Below are 15133 nucleotides of genomic sequence, written 5' to 3'. Positions count from 1 at the left end.
GCTTAGTCATAATATCACCTGTTTTAGTATCGAGATGATCATACATCACCTCTTAATCAGGTGGCCAAATTCACTATGCCACTACAGTCACCTCTTTTAGATCGAAGTGATGTTCAACAGCTTGGATTTGTTCAGGCAAAACTCCTTGGCCTATTAACGCTCCGATCAAGTTCCCTGTACCGCATTGAGGTTCAAGAAAACTTCCATGATTACCTATTCGATCTATCAAGTAACGCGCCATATCTACCGATGTATTTTCCGGTGTAACATGACACTCTGTACTTTTGTGAACGAATAAAGGCTTCATTGTAGTATCAGGTCGTTGGACAGAGACAGACTTACTCACAACATTCAAAGAACATCGCAAAGGTTTTTCTGGTCTTCTGTATATCGAAGCATCCATCATGCAACCCCTTCTGCTTGAACTGTAACACTAGCACTCTTTGGAACTGCGTGTTTTTTACTATCTTTCAGTAACACACAAAACCATTCTCCGGTAAAACCTTTCACATTTGGGTCTCTACAAACCTTCACTCGAAACGAACCGCACTCAGAGAGCTTGCATCCTTTATAGTCAGAGTAAATACGTTGATACTCTTCCTTAGTTAACTCAAGCTGACGAAGTTCATGAACTGAACTCCACATTTGTACTCGAATAGACTCTGCTTTAAAGTTAAGAATTGAAGGTGCTTTTGGCTTTGGTGCAGGAACTTCATATCCCAAACCAACCATAAGATCGCACCACTCTTCATCACTCAAAGCGAGCTCTAATCCATCACCGATTTGTACTGGTAAAGGACAACTACTACTTAACGTCCAATTACCTTCAACTCGCTTACACTCTGGACTATCAGTACCATGTTTCCTAGCAAACGTTTTAATAATCGTCGCCGTTAACTTACCACTGAAACGTGATGTTGGACCAAGCATATAACGCTCATATCCGAGACGATTGAGAAGATGTACCATTTTACGCTTTCTGCTATTGCTTGATAGACTAAACTCAAATAGCTCTAGAGAACGTTGTACAATTTCATCAACTGTTGCTTTCCCATTACATAGATCGCTATACGCATTTTCGACAGAAAATGCACCATCTTTGCCTCGGAGACCTGCAAACCACGTCACCTTCTTTTCTTTAACAGCTAGATCTTCGATTTGACTTAACTTTGTCCAAAGCTTAATCATCTCGTAGGCATGATTCAATCTGCGTTGTAGCGTTCGCAAGTCAGTTAAGAGAGTTTCGATTCGACGCAAACGTAAACCACTATTGGATTTATAGTCTGCATGATGAATTACCCCTTGTGCGCGATAATTCCAATACTCCGCTTGACTAGCTTTTTCTACTGCAGCATCTTGATTTCGTTCTTGCTGATCAAGAAGTTTTCGCATCTTTCTTTCAGAATGATGTCCAACCAATATAGGTTGACCAGATCCCAAAGTAGAAAGAATGCGATCGGATGCATCCATTAAAGCAAATGACTCTAACTCTCTTTTGTCAGAGAGTTTCATCAATCTTTCAGCTTTATTCTCAGCACGCTCCACCAAAGTGAACTCATCGGCCTCGATTGAACCTGCTAATTCGATTAACAAATCTTCACGAGCAACTGACCAGTGAGCAAAAAACAAACGTTGTATTGGAGCCCAAGAAAACTTGAGGGCTTTTAGACGCGAGTACGTTTCTTCTTCAAAACGTTCTTCACTGTCCACCACGTATAAACGCAGTTTGTTGTCTTCTGGTGAGTATGTACCTTTTTCTACTAACTTATGCATAATATATTCCTCATCGATACACCAACGGGTGTGTTTAAAATTCAGTATGAGCATAAAGCGAATCACATCTTGTTAGAAGCACCCGCCCCGCTTTTTATCCATAAAAAAACCTGCATGACTGCAGGTTTAATTTTTGTTATTCCGTGATACGTTCACTAATGTCTTTTAAGATCTAGTTCAAACTCGTCCACATCGATAATCGGCTTTTTAGCTTTAGAACTTCCAGAAAAGTCTCTTTCCAAAATTTCCCAAAAGCATTCAGCTAAAGACTCAAGTCTTTGCAATGCTTCCGATGAGAGGTTTTTTAAATCAAGATAACAATCCACGATTTTGTCCGCACAAGCTGTCACCGATTGCTGAAACTCAGCACTGCTCATATTTACCTGTTCGCTAAATTGAAACTCAGTAGAAGCTTTCTTCACAGCGCTTAAAAAATACCCGCGCACCATCGCTTGTTGATGTTTGTAATTAGTTGTCTTATTTGTCATGGTTTTCTCCTTACACCTATGGGTGTTTATAATGAAGCATCATGTTAGATGCTCCCTTACCGAACTACTACTGTTGCTCCCGCTAAAAAAAAGACCGGCAAAATGCTGGTCTTTCAAATGTTGTGGCTGCTTAGTTCGCGCCTGAACTTTCTGAAGCAAAAGCACCCGATGGTAGAACCCACGGTTGATTTTCTTTTAGAATAATTGGTAAGAAATATTCCTTTTCTGAATTGCCTCAAGCATCAAAATCAAAACGCAAGTTGAGTCCTTACCACCACTCCATCCTGTAGCGAGGTGAAAACCAGATCTGAGTAGAGATTGAATCTTCTCAATCGCAACTTCAATTTGTTCATTCATCATAATTAATCCTTACACCAACGGGCGTGTTAATAAATTCAGTTCAATTTTAAATAGGCTAATTAGTTTTCTTCTAGTGAGCCCCCCGCTTTAGATAAAAAAAAAGTTACCGCACGGTAACTTTTCTTAGATTAAAGCGAATTAAACCAATCCGTCATTTCTTCTTCCAAGTCTTTACTTGAAAGTATCAATGCGGACATTAAAGCGTTCTCTCGCTTGGTCTGAGCAGCTTTACATTCCGAGAGGTATGACAAAATAAAGTTGCTATCTTGTAGAGACGAACCGCTTATCAAAAGATTAAAAGCGCTAGAGTACAACTTCCATCTCTTTATGCTTTTCTCTATTGCCTGTCTTTTATGAGTCCAAGCAATAAAGAGGTCTTTCGCCTTCTCGTTTAAACGTTCACCTGTAAATTGCGTGACGTAACGATGCACTAGACGTTCTTCGAGCCTCATAAGGTGTGCAATTGCTAGTGCTCGAATAACAGGGTCAACGTCTATATCGAACGCAATTTCACCTTCGCAAGAGACCGTCATTTTACCTATTAAGCAATTGTCACTTTGGCGATAGATGTGGTTGTAATACACACCATCATGAGCTTCTTTCAACAGTATCATAAGCATAGTTTTATCCTCTATATGGCAACGGCCATGTGTTAAGTTCAATTAACTATTACATTAGGACACGTGAAGACCTACAGCTCCCCCCGCTAAAATATCCATGCACTCTTTTCTTTTTAGTCACTGCGTACAATCATCTAAATTAAATCTATTGGTATGAGGTAAGGGATTATGATTTTTGATATTTCTAGCGCACTGCAATGTTTGCGAACACTCGTTAAAGAAGGGCCAAAAAAAGAAGGGTGGATTGCAGTCTGCTTGGAAGGGTCAAGATACTATTTTGTGGATGCTACGAACAACGGATTAACGACTTGTATCTCCAACAACTTAATGTTTGATGATTATGAAAGTGCCACTGCATCTTTAGCGGGAAAGCCAAATAGCGAGAAAATGTACTTCCAAATTTCGGCGTAAAAAAAAACCTGAATGGTCGTTCAGGTTTTGTCTCTAACATAAAAAATGCGTTTAATATTCAATCATCTTGATAGCAACGGCTATCATCTATTGGTCTATATATTGTAGCAGCCAATGACAAGGTATCCACCGTTTTAATCACAGAGAACAACAAGCAACAGACCAGCCGCACAAAATAAACAAAAAAAAACTCGTCATTATTCAATGACGAGTTTTTTTAATTAAATGGCTTTGCCAACCCACCCTTGTCGGTATGTTGGGACCATTTCACGCTTGATTACTTTTCCAGAATCGTCTTTTGTCACCTTTTCTACTTCGACTTTCTCTTTCTCTGTTCGTTTCAGAGAAACAGATTGTCCACGTTCTAGATCACTCACCGCTTCTGCCAAACCTTTTCCCCAAATCGTTTTTTCAAATCCATCTACCAATAACGTAACAAAGAATGATTCATTCTCGTCTTGCTTATTTTGGTAGTTAGCTCTTCCATAATCGACCAGTTTACCCTCTATGCCATCGGGCTTTCGGGATGTAGTTGCGGAATTGGCTGGTTTGCCTCGCTTGTTGTTAGGACGCTTATTGCTAGTGCGTCTATTACTCACATTCGATACAACATTACCTTTCTTGATTTGTTCAAGTGTTGCTTGATGAAGCTCTTCTCTCCTTCTTTCCTCATTCTTGCGATATTGTTGCTTCTCATCGTCAAGCTTGCGTTGCTTTTCAAATTTAGCTAACGCGGGAATAAGTTTCGAAAATCCTACTAATAATGCAACGCCGAAAAGTACATAATAAATTTCGTATCCTGGTTCCATGCTCTCACCTGTATAGTAACGACTATAATTCAATTTCTTGTTGAGTATGTAGCACCAAGAACCAGAACACTACTCTCACTCCCTAAAAACAGAAAAGCCATTGAGCAGCAAACTACTCAATGGCTTTTTTCTCTTCAGATACATGTAAAACATGGCGTACCAAACAGCACGACTACACTTAAAGGAACGGGTGTTACTCTCCCACTTCAAACGAGTGAAGAATTTCCCCTCCTTTATAATTTTTCTTCATTGTCGTAGCAATTCGACTCCCCGCTCAGAAATCAAAGACGTTCGCAGTGCGAACAAAAAAAAACGAGTTATCTGCTACACAGACAACTCGTTTCTACAATTAAACTAACGTTTTCAAGCTACTTGCAGCTTTAAAGCTTGCTCTAATCGTATAACATCACCTTCTAAGGAAATGAGCGGATAGCGATTATCCAAATCAACAACCAATGAGCAACCATCATTCATATGCTTACCAAAGTTGATTTGTTTATCATCAGACGATGAGTACAGTGAGCTACAAGAACGCAAAGTATCACCATGCCAACGCATTGCCATCTCAAGCGGGTTTTCGATATAACCTCTACGAAACCCAACAGCAGCATCAAGTGCATAATCATCGGTGTAATAATAGTCTTGTTTCAAAGAGTGAAACTGACCATTAATCAACACTTTTACCAAATCAGCAACTTTCCACTTTTTAGGTAATGCTTTCAACGGTTTGATTGCACCCAGATTGAACGGGTTGAACTCGTTTCTAGAACTATATTCATCAAATCCAATCTTGATGATGCTCTCGCCAACCATTACCGTAGCTTCCCAAAGAAGCCAGCTAGGAGTTGCTAGTGTAAATGCACAGCCAAACACTTCCCCTTTAAGATCTCCACTTCGAAAAACAGTAGATACTTTATCTATTACTTCCTTGTAGAAATCACACCAATGAAAACCATGAGAGCGCTCACCACGCTCTTCAAACCATTCAATAAGCACATTAGACAAACACTCCTGATTAGGTCCATAACTTTCTCCATAGCGCTTTACAGCCACTGTCATCTTGCCAGCTTTCTTTTTATGCAGAAAACCGTTAGTGACATCGACTAAAGTGATATAGTCACGCTCACCTAGTAAGTATTGGAGCTTCATCGCCATATCTTCTTTTTGAAAATATATTCCTTGGTTACTGTTTGAGTGATAAACCTCAGACTGATCCCAATAGCGAATATCTGGAACGTTGCCTTCATCACGAATATCGAAAAGCTCATTAAGCAGTTCGTGTCGAGTTTTGAGCGAAGACAAACCAGAATCGTGAAGTGGATGACCTGCATTCTTGTCAAAAAGCCAATCATCACTATGCGTATCTAATGGTTTCGTCTCTTCCAATCGTGGTCCATCTACATCTAATGAAACGACTGTTTTGAGAAGAGCGTAAGCTTCATTCAGAAGTTGTGTTTTAAGCTTATCTCCACCGCGATCGGGGTGTAGCTTAAACATTGCGCGTTTGTAGATCTTTTTCAATACCGAACGAGACATTGATTCTGTCGAACGGATTTCAAAAATCGACTGCGCTTCTATTAACGTCATTTTGTTTTTCATTGTATATTCCTTACACCAACGGGTGTGTTAATAATTTCCTCTTAACTATGGCACTGTTATCAACATGTCTCAATTCATAGACCCGCGCGGTCTACTTTTTCTTAGCTGCACGTAAAAGTAACCACGCTTCATAGTGCTTTTTCAACCAGTTCATATACCCAGTTTGCAATATCAGTTTTTGTTTAGATTGAATTCTTCCATAAGCGCGATATAGATATTGATGTGATTGGGTTTAGGGGAAAACGAGTATGAAACTATATAAAAAAAACCACTGCTCGATGGGAGCAGTGGTTTTTATTGGTTTAATCAATATTTAGAACAAGCCAACGCAAGATTTTTTTCTCTGTTTCGTCTTCTGAGTACGTTTCGAGGTAGTCAACAAAATGAGACAAATCATCGAAATTCTCAACCTGTTCTTTGAACTGTTTAAATTGCCCATTAATGAAGCTGTCTTCGGCATTACTCTCCAACACATGCACGAGGTCTTCACCATTGAGAATGTCTTCTACTGAAACAAGACAACTCAAATCTTCATCACTCATTGCATTGGACCAACCTTCTTCACAAGCAACTTCATCTGCATCAAAGTAATCACGCACGGTATCAACAATTAATCTGCCGTTTTCAAGAGTAATCCCTTGCGATACTGTTGCTTCAAATTGTTCAAATGCATTTTTGTATTCGTTCGCCATTATATTTTCCTTACACCAACGGGTGCGTTAATAAGTTCAATGTGAGAATACGTGTTATCGAACTAAGTGCAAATATTGCCTCCCTAAAAAAAGAGACCCGATAATTCTTCTCTATCGAGTCTCTTCTTTAGTGTTCGCAGTGCGAACGTTAGTTCTCACCTTTCCCTTTGGAACCAGGTTTTCCTTTGGTAACGATTTTTTTGGCTACATCTTTCGCAACATTTTGAGCCGTTGCCGCACCTTTTTGAGCTATAGAACCAATGGTACTTGCACCAATCGGATCAAACGATGCTAGTCTTGCGCCAGCCATACCAGCAACAGCAGTGAGAACCATTGGTACGGCTAAATATGCAGATGCTATCAAGAAATCAATAAGCATTTTATCTGTACTCATAGATCCAAGCCCAAGCAAGCTAACCAAGTTATCATCCAGCCAACGAACAATACGGAAATACGGCATCCACATATAGATAGAGAACAAACCTACCGATAAACCTAGCACTGCACCGAGGCTAAACCGTCCAAGCAACAAACCTAGTGGCAGCATAGCGGTATAAAGCATAAGAACCAATGATGCACCCAAAGGTGCCGCTCTCAAAATACCCTTAAAACCTGCTGCCCGCTCTAAGTAAGAAGTTACCAGCCCTAAATCTGTACCAAGCTCTAACACTGATGAACCAAAATTGTCTGACTCTTTTGTTTTATCGTGGCCTGTGTAAAGAGCATTGTTCTTCTCAAGAAACCCCATTTTTGCTTTCACCGCAGACAAATTATTATTAGATAGCTTGTCTGACAAAACTATTTGAACAAGCTCCCCTCTATTTGTTGAGTCCGTCTTATAGATCCGTTGAATATCTCTAACAGCATATAGGTCATCGGTAATACCGAAATCTTCTGCAAGCTTATACTGCAACCCTTTATTGCTATCCGTCCACCATTTATCGCACTTAGGATACCCAGCCCTATTACTCGCTGCAGGAGCGCCGGAACCCACTGCGTCAGCATCACCAGCGTATCCTTTCTCATCCGGTGATACTCCCCATCCAACAACCGGAACTTGTGCTTGTAATGATGGATACAACTGACTGTAGCTCAAAAATACTTCGTTCCCTGGTACTGATGATTTCATATCAGCAACAATCATTTGAGCCGTTTCCCCACGAGATGAAGCAGCTAATATGGCTTTCCACTTCGACATCGCTGGAGCATGACATTGCTGTACAAATGTATTGAATTCATCTGCTAAAGATGGCGAACGAATAAACTCAGTTTCTAAATTGGCTTTAGTCAGACGTACACCTTGATCGCATGGAATTTGAGAATGCACACCCGCGCTGATACCAAGCATATAGTTTCTAACAAACTGCCACCAAATAGCCACTTTCAACTCCTGTAACGTACTCAATGACAATCCAATATCTTTCAGCATATTAAATTCTGACTCATTGTGTTGAGCCGATTCTATGAAAGAAGCCAGATAACCTGCACTATAGATCCCTCTACGTTCGTTTATAAACTGAGTCCATCGTGTATGAGTTTCACCAACAAAAATACGATTAGCCACACTACGCACTAAACTTCTCGTTTGCCAATTATTAATAGCCCTCTTTTCCTGCTCCATCATCGCATTGACAAATGACTTAGGCCCAACCATGGACAACAATTGCTTTTCATCTGACGTTAAGTTCATTTTGTTCACAACAACAGTAGGAATGACATCACAATGACGCGTTGGCATTCTAAGCTTTAATTCATTGATACCAATTAACGGCTTACAAGCAAGCACCGCTATGAATAACATCAGGTACAGCTTTACTTTCAATCGTCCCCATTGTTGATGAGGTTCATCATTGATTTCGTCAGATTCATAGCCTTCTTTCAGCGCTTCACCAATTACCACAAGAAACGCCATGACAATTAATCCACTTGATTGCAGAACATTCCAAAAAATCATGTAGAAGTATGCACCTAGCGCCCCTGTAATCAAATCAAAGAAGGAAGTGCCAAAGTAGGCCATCTGCAGAACACCACTCATTCTCCCTCCTTAAACTGCTAATAAAATGATTAAAGCCGCGAAAATTACACAAATATGATGCCTCATATTTTCTAGCTGTTTTTTCTTCTTATCACTTGATGCTCTAGCAACAACAAACGAAGACCACTTGAGCCAAAATAAAGCGACGATAACCAATTGGGCAATTAACGACCATCGACTAATCAGCTCCATACGCGTAAGAACATCTTCTAATGCATCAACAGATGTGTGATCTAAGATAAAGCCGCTTATAAAAATAGCGGCAGCAGCGATCAGAACCATTGCAACAAACCACTTACTAAACAAGATGAAGGTCTTTTTCATAATCAATTACCCGCTTTGTCCAAAGATAACTGATTCATCCCTTCTATCACGGTAGTTTGTCGATTTTGGTCACGTTGTAATACGAAAGGTGCTGTAGATGAAAGTAACTCTCGGCGGATTTCTATTTCTTCTCGAACGATTCTGATCTCTTTACTTAGCCGTTCTATGGCATCATTCACCATTTTCTGAGAAGGTTCTAGAGCGGACACAACTTCTATATCTTTACCACTCATAAGCATTCGTCGCATTGTAAGAGCTCTCATCATCTCTCTTTGAAGAGATATATCTAAAGCTAATCTCTGAGCTAACATCCGTCCCTGCGGGTCCCGACGCAAGCTTTCAACCATACTTCTAGAAACAAGAACATCTGTGAATGAAACGGCTCTTAAATCATTTAATGTTGGAGGCTGGCTAGATGTCACGATACGGTCCATCTTATCGCTAACATCCTTAAACGTTTCTTCAATTTTTGGCATTAAACCTGTTCCGATCTTTGTATCTATAGGTTTTTTGCTCGGTGTTGTATTTACTTCAACATCTCCCACGACATCAATAAACCATTGCTTAGCACTTTGAGGACTATCCCAATGAGAAACATGTAATGGTGAGCTATCTGTAACCGATACAGACGAAGTATCACAAGAATCTCTTCCGGCAAGTTGGTTAAAACTAGATAAAACAATATCACTGCTCTTTATTGAATCTTGGCCATCACCACCGGCTTTTTCTCCACACACCCAATCAACGCCTTCCCTACCTGCGTTCTCTTCAGTGTCGTCCATCAAAATTCCTGCATCTTTATTTACACTACTAATTGGAGCACCGTCGCGGTTAAATACATTACTCAGCCCACCAAAACCCGAAGCCTTTACCCACTCGTAATTTGGTTGAGAAGTCGCCAAGTCTCTCGTCACTTGTCGGCAGTTTGCTAACTCAATATTGAAAAGTTCTTCCGCTTGAATAAAGCCAGTTGACAGCAGTTCGTAAAGACCAGGATCGGCGTGTTGTAACGCAAGCCCTGGTAGGGAAGCTATCACTCCTTTAAACGTGTTAACTGCGTTTCTCTGGAGGTTAATAAAGCCTTCTTTAGCACCATTCATAAACGCATCAATCGATACTGAAGGGTCCAAATTGGAACACATCAGATTTCCATTCCAACGAATACCTGCCCCCGCCGAAACACGAGTATTATCCAACTTAGTTAATGGAACATAGCGAGCACCACCCACCTCATAATACCAAGGCCCATTTTCCAAAATAGGCTCTAATCGATCTCGTGTCGACTCAGCCGAAACCGTTGAACTTAACAAACATAAGACCAAAAACTTAACTTTTAGCTGTTTCATGAACGTCACCTATCACCATGAAATATTTGCGATTAGTTTTCCAGAACCATTACAACACGTGTAAGGTCGCCAGAAGTTCCATGCGTAATTACCGTTCGTGGAACGATACGCACTCATTCCCGCAACAGACCCCATATCCGAGATTAACTTGCATGATTTTTCTTCTTTAGGAAGGAGCATTTGAAAATAGCCTTGACTCCTATTATCGATATTGACTGTCTTAGGAGGCCAATAACCGCTGCGAGAGCGTTGTGCTGGTCGATTCGCAACATTTATAGACATACTGCTCTTATCAGAAAGAATCGAACTTGCTCTAATCCCTGCAACTGCAGCGGTCTTTGCATCGTCAGAACCGACAACAAAACCAGTTCTAGGGTATAAAAACGCCCAATTCTCAGTAGGCCGACTTGGAGGCTTAATACGATTTCTTCGTGTAATGATTTGATCTGCGTTCAGAGCTGCCTCTAAAGGATTCGTTCTCCAAGCTAACCAATCAAAGCTCGAAGCATAGGCGGGAACAAATGACTGAGCTTCAGAGGCGCACATCAACATACCAAACCCTAAAGTTCTCCACGTAGACGCCAACGGATTGCCAATAGCAGTCACGTTCTTAAACATAATATTAGTGCTATGCTCACTGCGTCCCTTGCCCTTAACACTTCCGCCTCCAGAGCTATAACCGACAAGAGCTTCAAAACCGATGTCTCCTACATCATCGATAAATGACATCAACTCCCAAGGGTTCTCTCCTGCTCTCTCATAGACGCTTACAACGTAATCGGGTATGTAATGATTGACTTTGACAGAGGTTCGTATTTTTGCAGGCCATTTGTACCAAACACACATTCCTGCAACTCGCCATCGCATACAACTAAAGTTGATTGAACTTTCTACAATATCGAATACATCAATTGCGTTATCAGACTTAGGTCGACTTGGGTCAAACGATGTCTCAATTATCCCTTCTGGATCAGCTCTAACATCCCAACAATGAGGCCATGGAGAGCAAACAGGAATCATTGGTCGCTCTAACGCATACGCATTCCCTATCCAGAAAAAAGTAAGGAGCAATGTTAGTCTTATGTACTTCATTCTTGTCCCCTTTGTTGGGAACAAAGCGTTATGGCTTTAGCAAGCGTTCCTCCATAAACAACATATTTGTCGTCACAGACAAAAGCGGGAATTTTACTAATCCCATTTAATAAAACGGTTTCAATCGCCCTTGCCGAATCTGACATTTTTTCCATGTCTTTACGGCCTTCACTCGTATTCATCCAACGACTCATACGATCTACACCTTCTTGCTCCGTTTTCGGTGGGTCCAACCGCATTTTTTCTGACCATTTTTCGCTAATAATTAACGTCTCATCGAGGTTTTTCAATTTCACATCAACCCCACGAAGACGCTTCATATCATTACGAACCGCTCGGCATTCTTTTACTTTTGAAGTACAAAAGACATCAACTTGCAATCTTGCATTTGCCTGCCCCACTAACAACAAGCTAAATGCCAACACTATCCATTTCATTTACCTGCTCCGTTTCTTCAACGATTAGCAGATAGATTAACCGCTCCTAGTCCTTACAATTCTTTTAGGTATAAAAAAGCGCCTTTAAAAAGGCGCTGCTAAACCACTTAACTAGGCTGCTAATGCATAACGGGTATCAGTCACTATTTGGTGTATTTCCTTCTCTAACTCATCTTCATTAATTAGCCTTCTCACTCGGTCAAGTTTTGCGGCTTCAATCAGTGACGCCCCCGCCATTCGAACATTGTATTTACGCATAGTCGCTTGTCGCTCTTGCTTTTCCTCATCACTCGTTCCTGCTAATGACAGACAAAATGATGGTTGCAAAATTCTAAACAACGTTCCCGACTTTCTTTGCCTATTAAGATAAATCCCCTCCGTGTAGGTTTTCTGTACAAACCTCGAAGACCTCAATAAGCTTTCTTGTTCATCAGTCAATTTTAACAACGACTTCAATCGTTCTATTTCTGATTCTGGAGGGGCTAACGTAATAAACATTTCAGCAAGAATAAGTATTGCTTCTGCCCCACCTTTGAAAGAAGTGGTATCCTGCGTTGCAGTCAGAAACCATGCCCCGTATTTACGCCACATCCGAACAATTTTAATGGCAACTGGAGCCAACATTGGGTGATTCAAAATCAAATGAGCTTCGTCCGTAATCAAGTATATAGGTCGTTCATCACCTTCCAACTCCTTACGTTCAGCAATATCGTTCACCTGATTCAACAACGCCAAGTAAGACAAACAAAGCAAATCTTCATAGCCAGAACGTTGCGCTATCCCCAATTCAACATGCAAGCAATCACACTTTCGGAACCCTTCGGCTTGCTTATTAAGCACATCACCTCGAACTCCTGTCGTGTACATTGCCATTACATCAGCCATTTCGTTGAGTCGCGACTTCATATTTTCGTCAAGCCCTAACTGAGTGTTATTTGCTCTGGATCTCAATGCTTGTACGACATGCGCGGGTCTTACTAAATCTTCACCATTCAAGTCTGCTATCGTTACAGCTTCCATGATCGCTTCACCTAGATGTGTTTCATCTCGCAACCGAAAGTTTTCTTCTTCCTTGACCTTTCCCCCTGTAACCATGATTTTTGCAATCATGACACATTCACCAAGATAATCTTTCTCAAGCTTATCTTTACTTACATTGAAGTCCTTCATTGTTTCTTCAATGACTATCGCCATCTTTCTAGCAGCTTCCGCCTTCTTTTCTTCACTGTCCTCTTCTTCAGCATGGAGCTCGTTTAAGTTCCAAAAGTATTCGGGTAGCTTTTGAAGCAATGATTCAACAACGACTTCTCCACTCAGGCCGTTCTCGTGCATTTCTTTAAGCACTTTTTCTCGCGCTTTTCGTGCATTCGCGAATGGAGCGATTGGTTTACCCATTTTTCCTGAGTTTATATTTACACGTTGCACATCCAATTCTTGTGCTTCCAAGAAGTCCATTATTGGGTCGAAAGATAAACCCGCTTCAGCAAGCACTAAACGTGCATTATGAAACAGTAGAACTTCTACAATCATTTTATTCAGCGTCGCAGATTTCCCCGTTCCGGTAGGCCCCAACAATACAGCATGAGCATTCGCTTCTCGGTTAAGTAAATCAATATTCAAAACCTCTCCGCCACGATTAAACATCGTCATACAACGTTTATCTTTTCTGTGTTCGTTTCCGCGTTTCCTTCCAATAAACGGCATCAAAGAAATGCTATGGTGCATCCAAGACATTCGGCCTCTTCTTCGTCGGCTATCTAACATAGGGTCAGTCACCAGAGGAAAGTTTCGAATATAGCTCTCTACGGGAAACAGGTTGTTTTTAGGCTCAATAACCCCCAAACCTAACTTGGATTGAGCAATATTCGAAATTTGACGAGATTTTTGATCCAATCTTTCCATGGTCATAGCCGTTACATAGAACCCCATTTCCACTTTAAGCAACACCGCTCCTTGCGCTAATGCTTGTCCTGTTTCAATAGCTTCTTCATTTGTTAACTTCGCCCGACTATCAATGAATTGACTGTTTTCTTCAGCTTCTTGTACCTTCTTCTCTACCTCTTCTTGAGCTTGGAAGAAAATATGTTTTACAAAGGTCGTCCCTGTGGGCAGTAGATCAAAGGTAGAAACTTGTTCAACCTTGTCATTAACAACAACCCCTTTTTCTGCCGTCACCATCCCAGCACTTGGTACACGACTAATTCGGTCAACTTGGATAAATCGAGAAGGGCAACCATCAAATTCAATTATCCCTTTATCGCTATCCGTCTTTGGGGCGTTAAAGAGAAAAGATAAAGGAAGTTCACTCTCCAGAGCAGCAAGCTCTTTTGGTGGACACGGATTAATTTCGAGTAATTTATTTATAGAACCTTCAGTGGCTGCCGGTTTTGGGTTTAACCACCTAACCATGAACTCATAAAATCCTTCTCGTTTCATCCTTTTTAATCGAACACCTTGAGCGCGAAGGCCATCCTCTATATCCTCTCGCAGCTCTTTTAACTGTCGGATTTCATTGTTGCGAATGTCATCTTTTCCAGAACGGGACATTAAAGGTACACGTCTATACAAAAACAACTTTGGAACACGCCTTCCACCGCGAAATGGGCGGCTTGTTGCTCCATCTCCTTCATGAAATAGACCATTGTCTGACTCTAATCCCTTAAACATGCGCTTAACGCTCGATAAGTACGCGTCAGCTAACGCCGAACCTTTCCATGCAGGGTGAATAGATGCTTCGATTTCTTGATAGTCCGTTGATAAATCGTAGACGTCATTTGTGTATGCACTTAATACATATTGTCCATTTGCTAACGTTGCCTTGGTTACACGGTCTAGACACGCAAAGATATTATCTTCTATCCCTTCAAGTACGCTTTCGGACACGGCCTCTGACGAGGCCATGTCTATTTCCCATGCAGCAGAAACAGAAACCAGATCATCCATCAGCATCATAGACTCATCATCAAGGAACTCTGCATAGGGCAAGAAGTCCGCGAAACATTTAGCTTCTTTGTAAAGTCCTCTACGATCACTTATCGAATGAGTCGTCTCTTTTTCAGGCATTAAAAACCGTTGTATTTGCGAAGCCACATTGCTGAACTTCGACCCAGATTTGCTATTTAAACGTTCTAGAGCTCTTATCATTGA

Annotated in this window: 14 protein-coding genes; 1 reads left to right on the top strand and 13 read right to left on the bottom strand. The window is 41.0% G+C overall.

The annotated features are described in order from the left end of the window. Positions 1–402: 402 nt before the first annotated feature. From KIO97_RS21540 to KIO97_RS21525, 4 genes are all read right to left on the bottom strand, one after another. Positions 403–1773: a DUF3560 domain-containing protein gene (locus KIO97_RS21540; RefSeq protein ID WP_285383899.1), complete on the bottom strand. Its 1371-nt coding sequence runs from the start codon at positions 1771–1773 to the stop codon at positions 403–405. A 155-nt stretch (positions 1774–1928) separates the two neighbouring features. Next, entirely contained in the window at positions 1929–2261 is a 333-nt protein-coding gene (locus tag KIO97_RS21535; protein ID WP_285383898.1) for a hypothetical protein, read from the bottom strand. Between the two features lie 195 nt (positions 2262–2456). After that, complete coding sequence (locus KIO97_RS21530; protein WP_285383897.1) at positions 2457–2621, bottom strand: hypothetical protein; 165 nt, start codon at positions 2619–2621, stop codon at positions 2457–2459. A 128-nt stretch (positions 2622–2749) separates the two neighbouring features. Beyond that, complete coding sequence (locus KIO97_RS21525) at positions 2750–3241, bottom strand: hypothetical protein (RefSeq protein ID WP_285383896.1); 492 nt, start codon at positions 3239–3241, stop codon at positions 2750–2752. Positions 3242–3409: 168 nt separating this feature from the next. On the opposite strand from KIO97_RS21525, the gene KIO97_RS21520 reads away from it, so the two are divergent. Next, positions 3410–3652: a hypothetical protein gene (locus KIO97_RS21520; protein WP_199481138.1), complete on the top strand. Its 243-nt coding sequence runs from the start codon at positions 3410–3412 to the stop codon at positions 3650–3652. Positions 3653–3873: 221 nt separating this feature from the next. On the opposite strand, the gene KIO97_RS21515 is transcribed toward KIO97_RS21520, so the two are convergent. The 9 genes from KIO97_RS21515 to KIO97_RS21475 form a co-directional block, all read right to left on the bottom strand. Further along, on the bottom strand, positions 3874–4461 hold the full coding sequence (locus tag KIO97_RS21515; protein WP_285383895.1) for a hypothetical protein: 588 nt from the start codon (positions 4459–4461) through the stop codon (positions 3874–3876). 363 nt (positions 4462–4824) lie between these two features. Beyond that, the gene (locus KIO97_RS21510; protein WP_285383894.1) at positions 4825–6060 is read right to left on the bottom strand and encodes a hypothetical protein; all 1236 of its coding nucleotides are present in this window, start codon (positions 6058–6060) and stop codon (positions 4825–4827) included. A 302-nt stretch (positions 6061–6362) separates the two neighbouring features. Beyond that, positions 6363–6752 (bottom strand): hypothetical protein, encoded by a 390-nt coding sequence (locus KIO97_RS21505; RefSeq protein ID WP_285383893.1) that lies wholly within the window; start codon positions 6750–6752, stop codon positions 6363–6365. 148 nt (positions 6753–6900) lie between these two features. Further along, on the bottom strand, positions 6901–8787 hold the full coding sequence (locus KIO97_RS21500) for a conjugal transfer protein TraG N-terminal domain-containing protein (protein ID WP_285383892.1): 1887 nt from the start codon (positions 8785–8787) through the stop codon (positions 6901–6903). A 9-nt stretch (positions 8788–8796) separates the two neighbouring features. Beyond that, the gene (locus KIO97_RS21495) at positions 8797–9111 is read right to left on the bottom strand and encodes a hypothetical protein (RefSeq protein WP_285383891.1); all 315 of its coding nucleotides are present in this window, start codon (positions 9109–9111) and stop codon (positions 8797–8799) included. Between the two features lie 2 nt (positions 9112–9113). After that, complete coding sequence (locus KIO97_RS21490) at positions 9114–10457, bottom strand: integrating conjugative element protein (protein WP_285383890.1); 1344 nt, start codon at positions 10455–10457, stop codon at positions 9114–9116. 12 nt (positions 10458–10469) lie between these two features. Next, entirely contained in the window at positions 10470–11549 is a 1080-nt protein-coding gene (locus tag KIO97_RS21485; RefSeq protein WP_199481125.1) for a TIGR03756 family integrating conjugative element protein, read from the bottom strand. Beyond that, entirely contained in the window at positions 11546–11986 is a 441-nt protein-coding gene (locus KIO97_RS21480) for a DUF1525 domain-containing protein (protein WP_199481124.1), read from the bottom strand. Before KIO97_RS21480 ends, KIO97_RS21485 begins: the two co-directional genes overlap by 4 nt. 111 nt (positions 11987–12097) lie before the next feature. Further along, on the bottom strand, positions 12098–15130 hold the full coding sequence (locus KIO97_RS21475; RefSeq protein WP_285383889.1) for a conjugative transfer ATPase: 3033 nt from the start codon (positions 15128–15130) through the stop codon (positions 12098–12100). Positions 15131–15133 lie beyond the last annotated feature (3 nt).

The sequence above is a fragment of the Vibrio sp. B181a genome (genome assembly GCF_030248375.1).
Classification (GTDB): domain Bacteria; phylum Pseudomonadota; class Gammaproteobacteria; order Enterobacterales; family Vibrionaceae; genus Vibrio; species Vibrio campbellii.
This window is presented reverse-complemented; position numbering and strand designations above follow the sequence as displayed.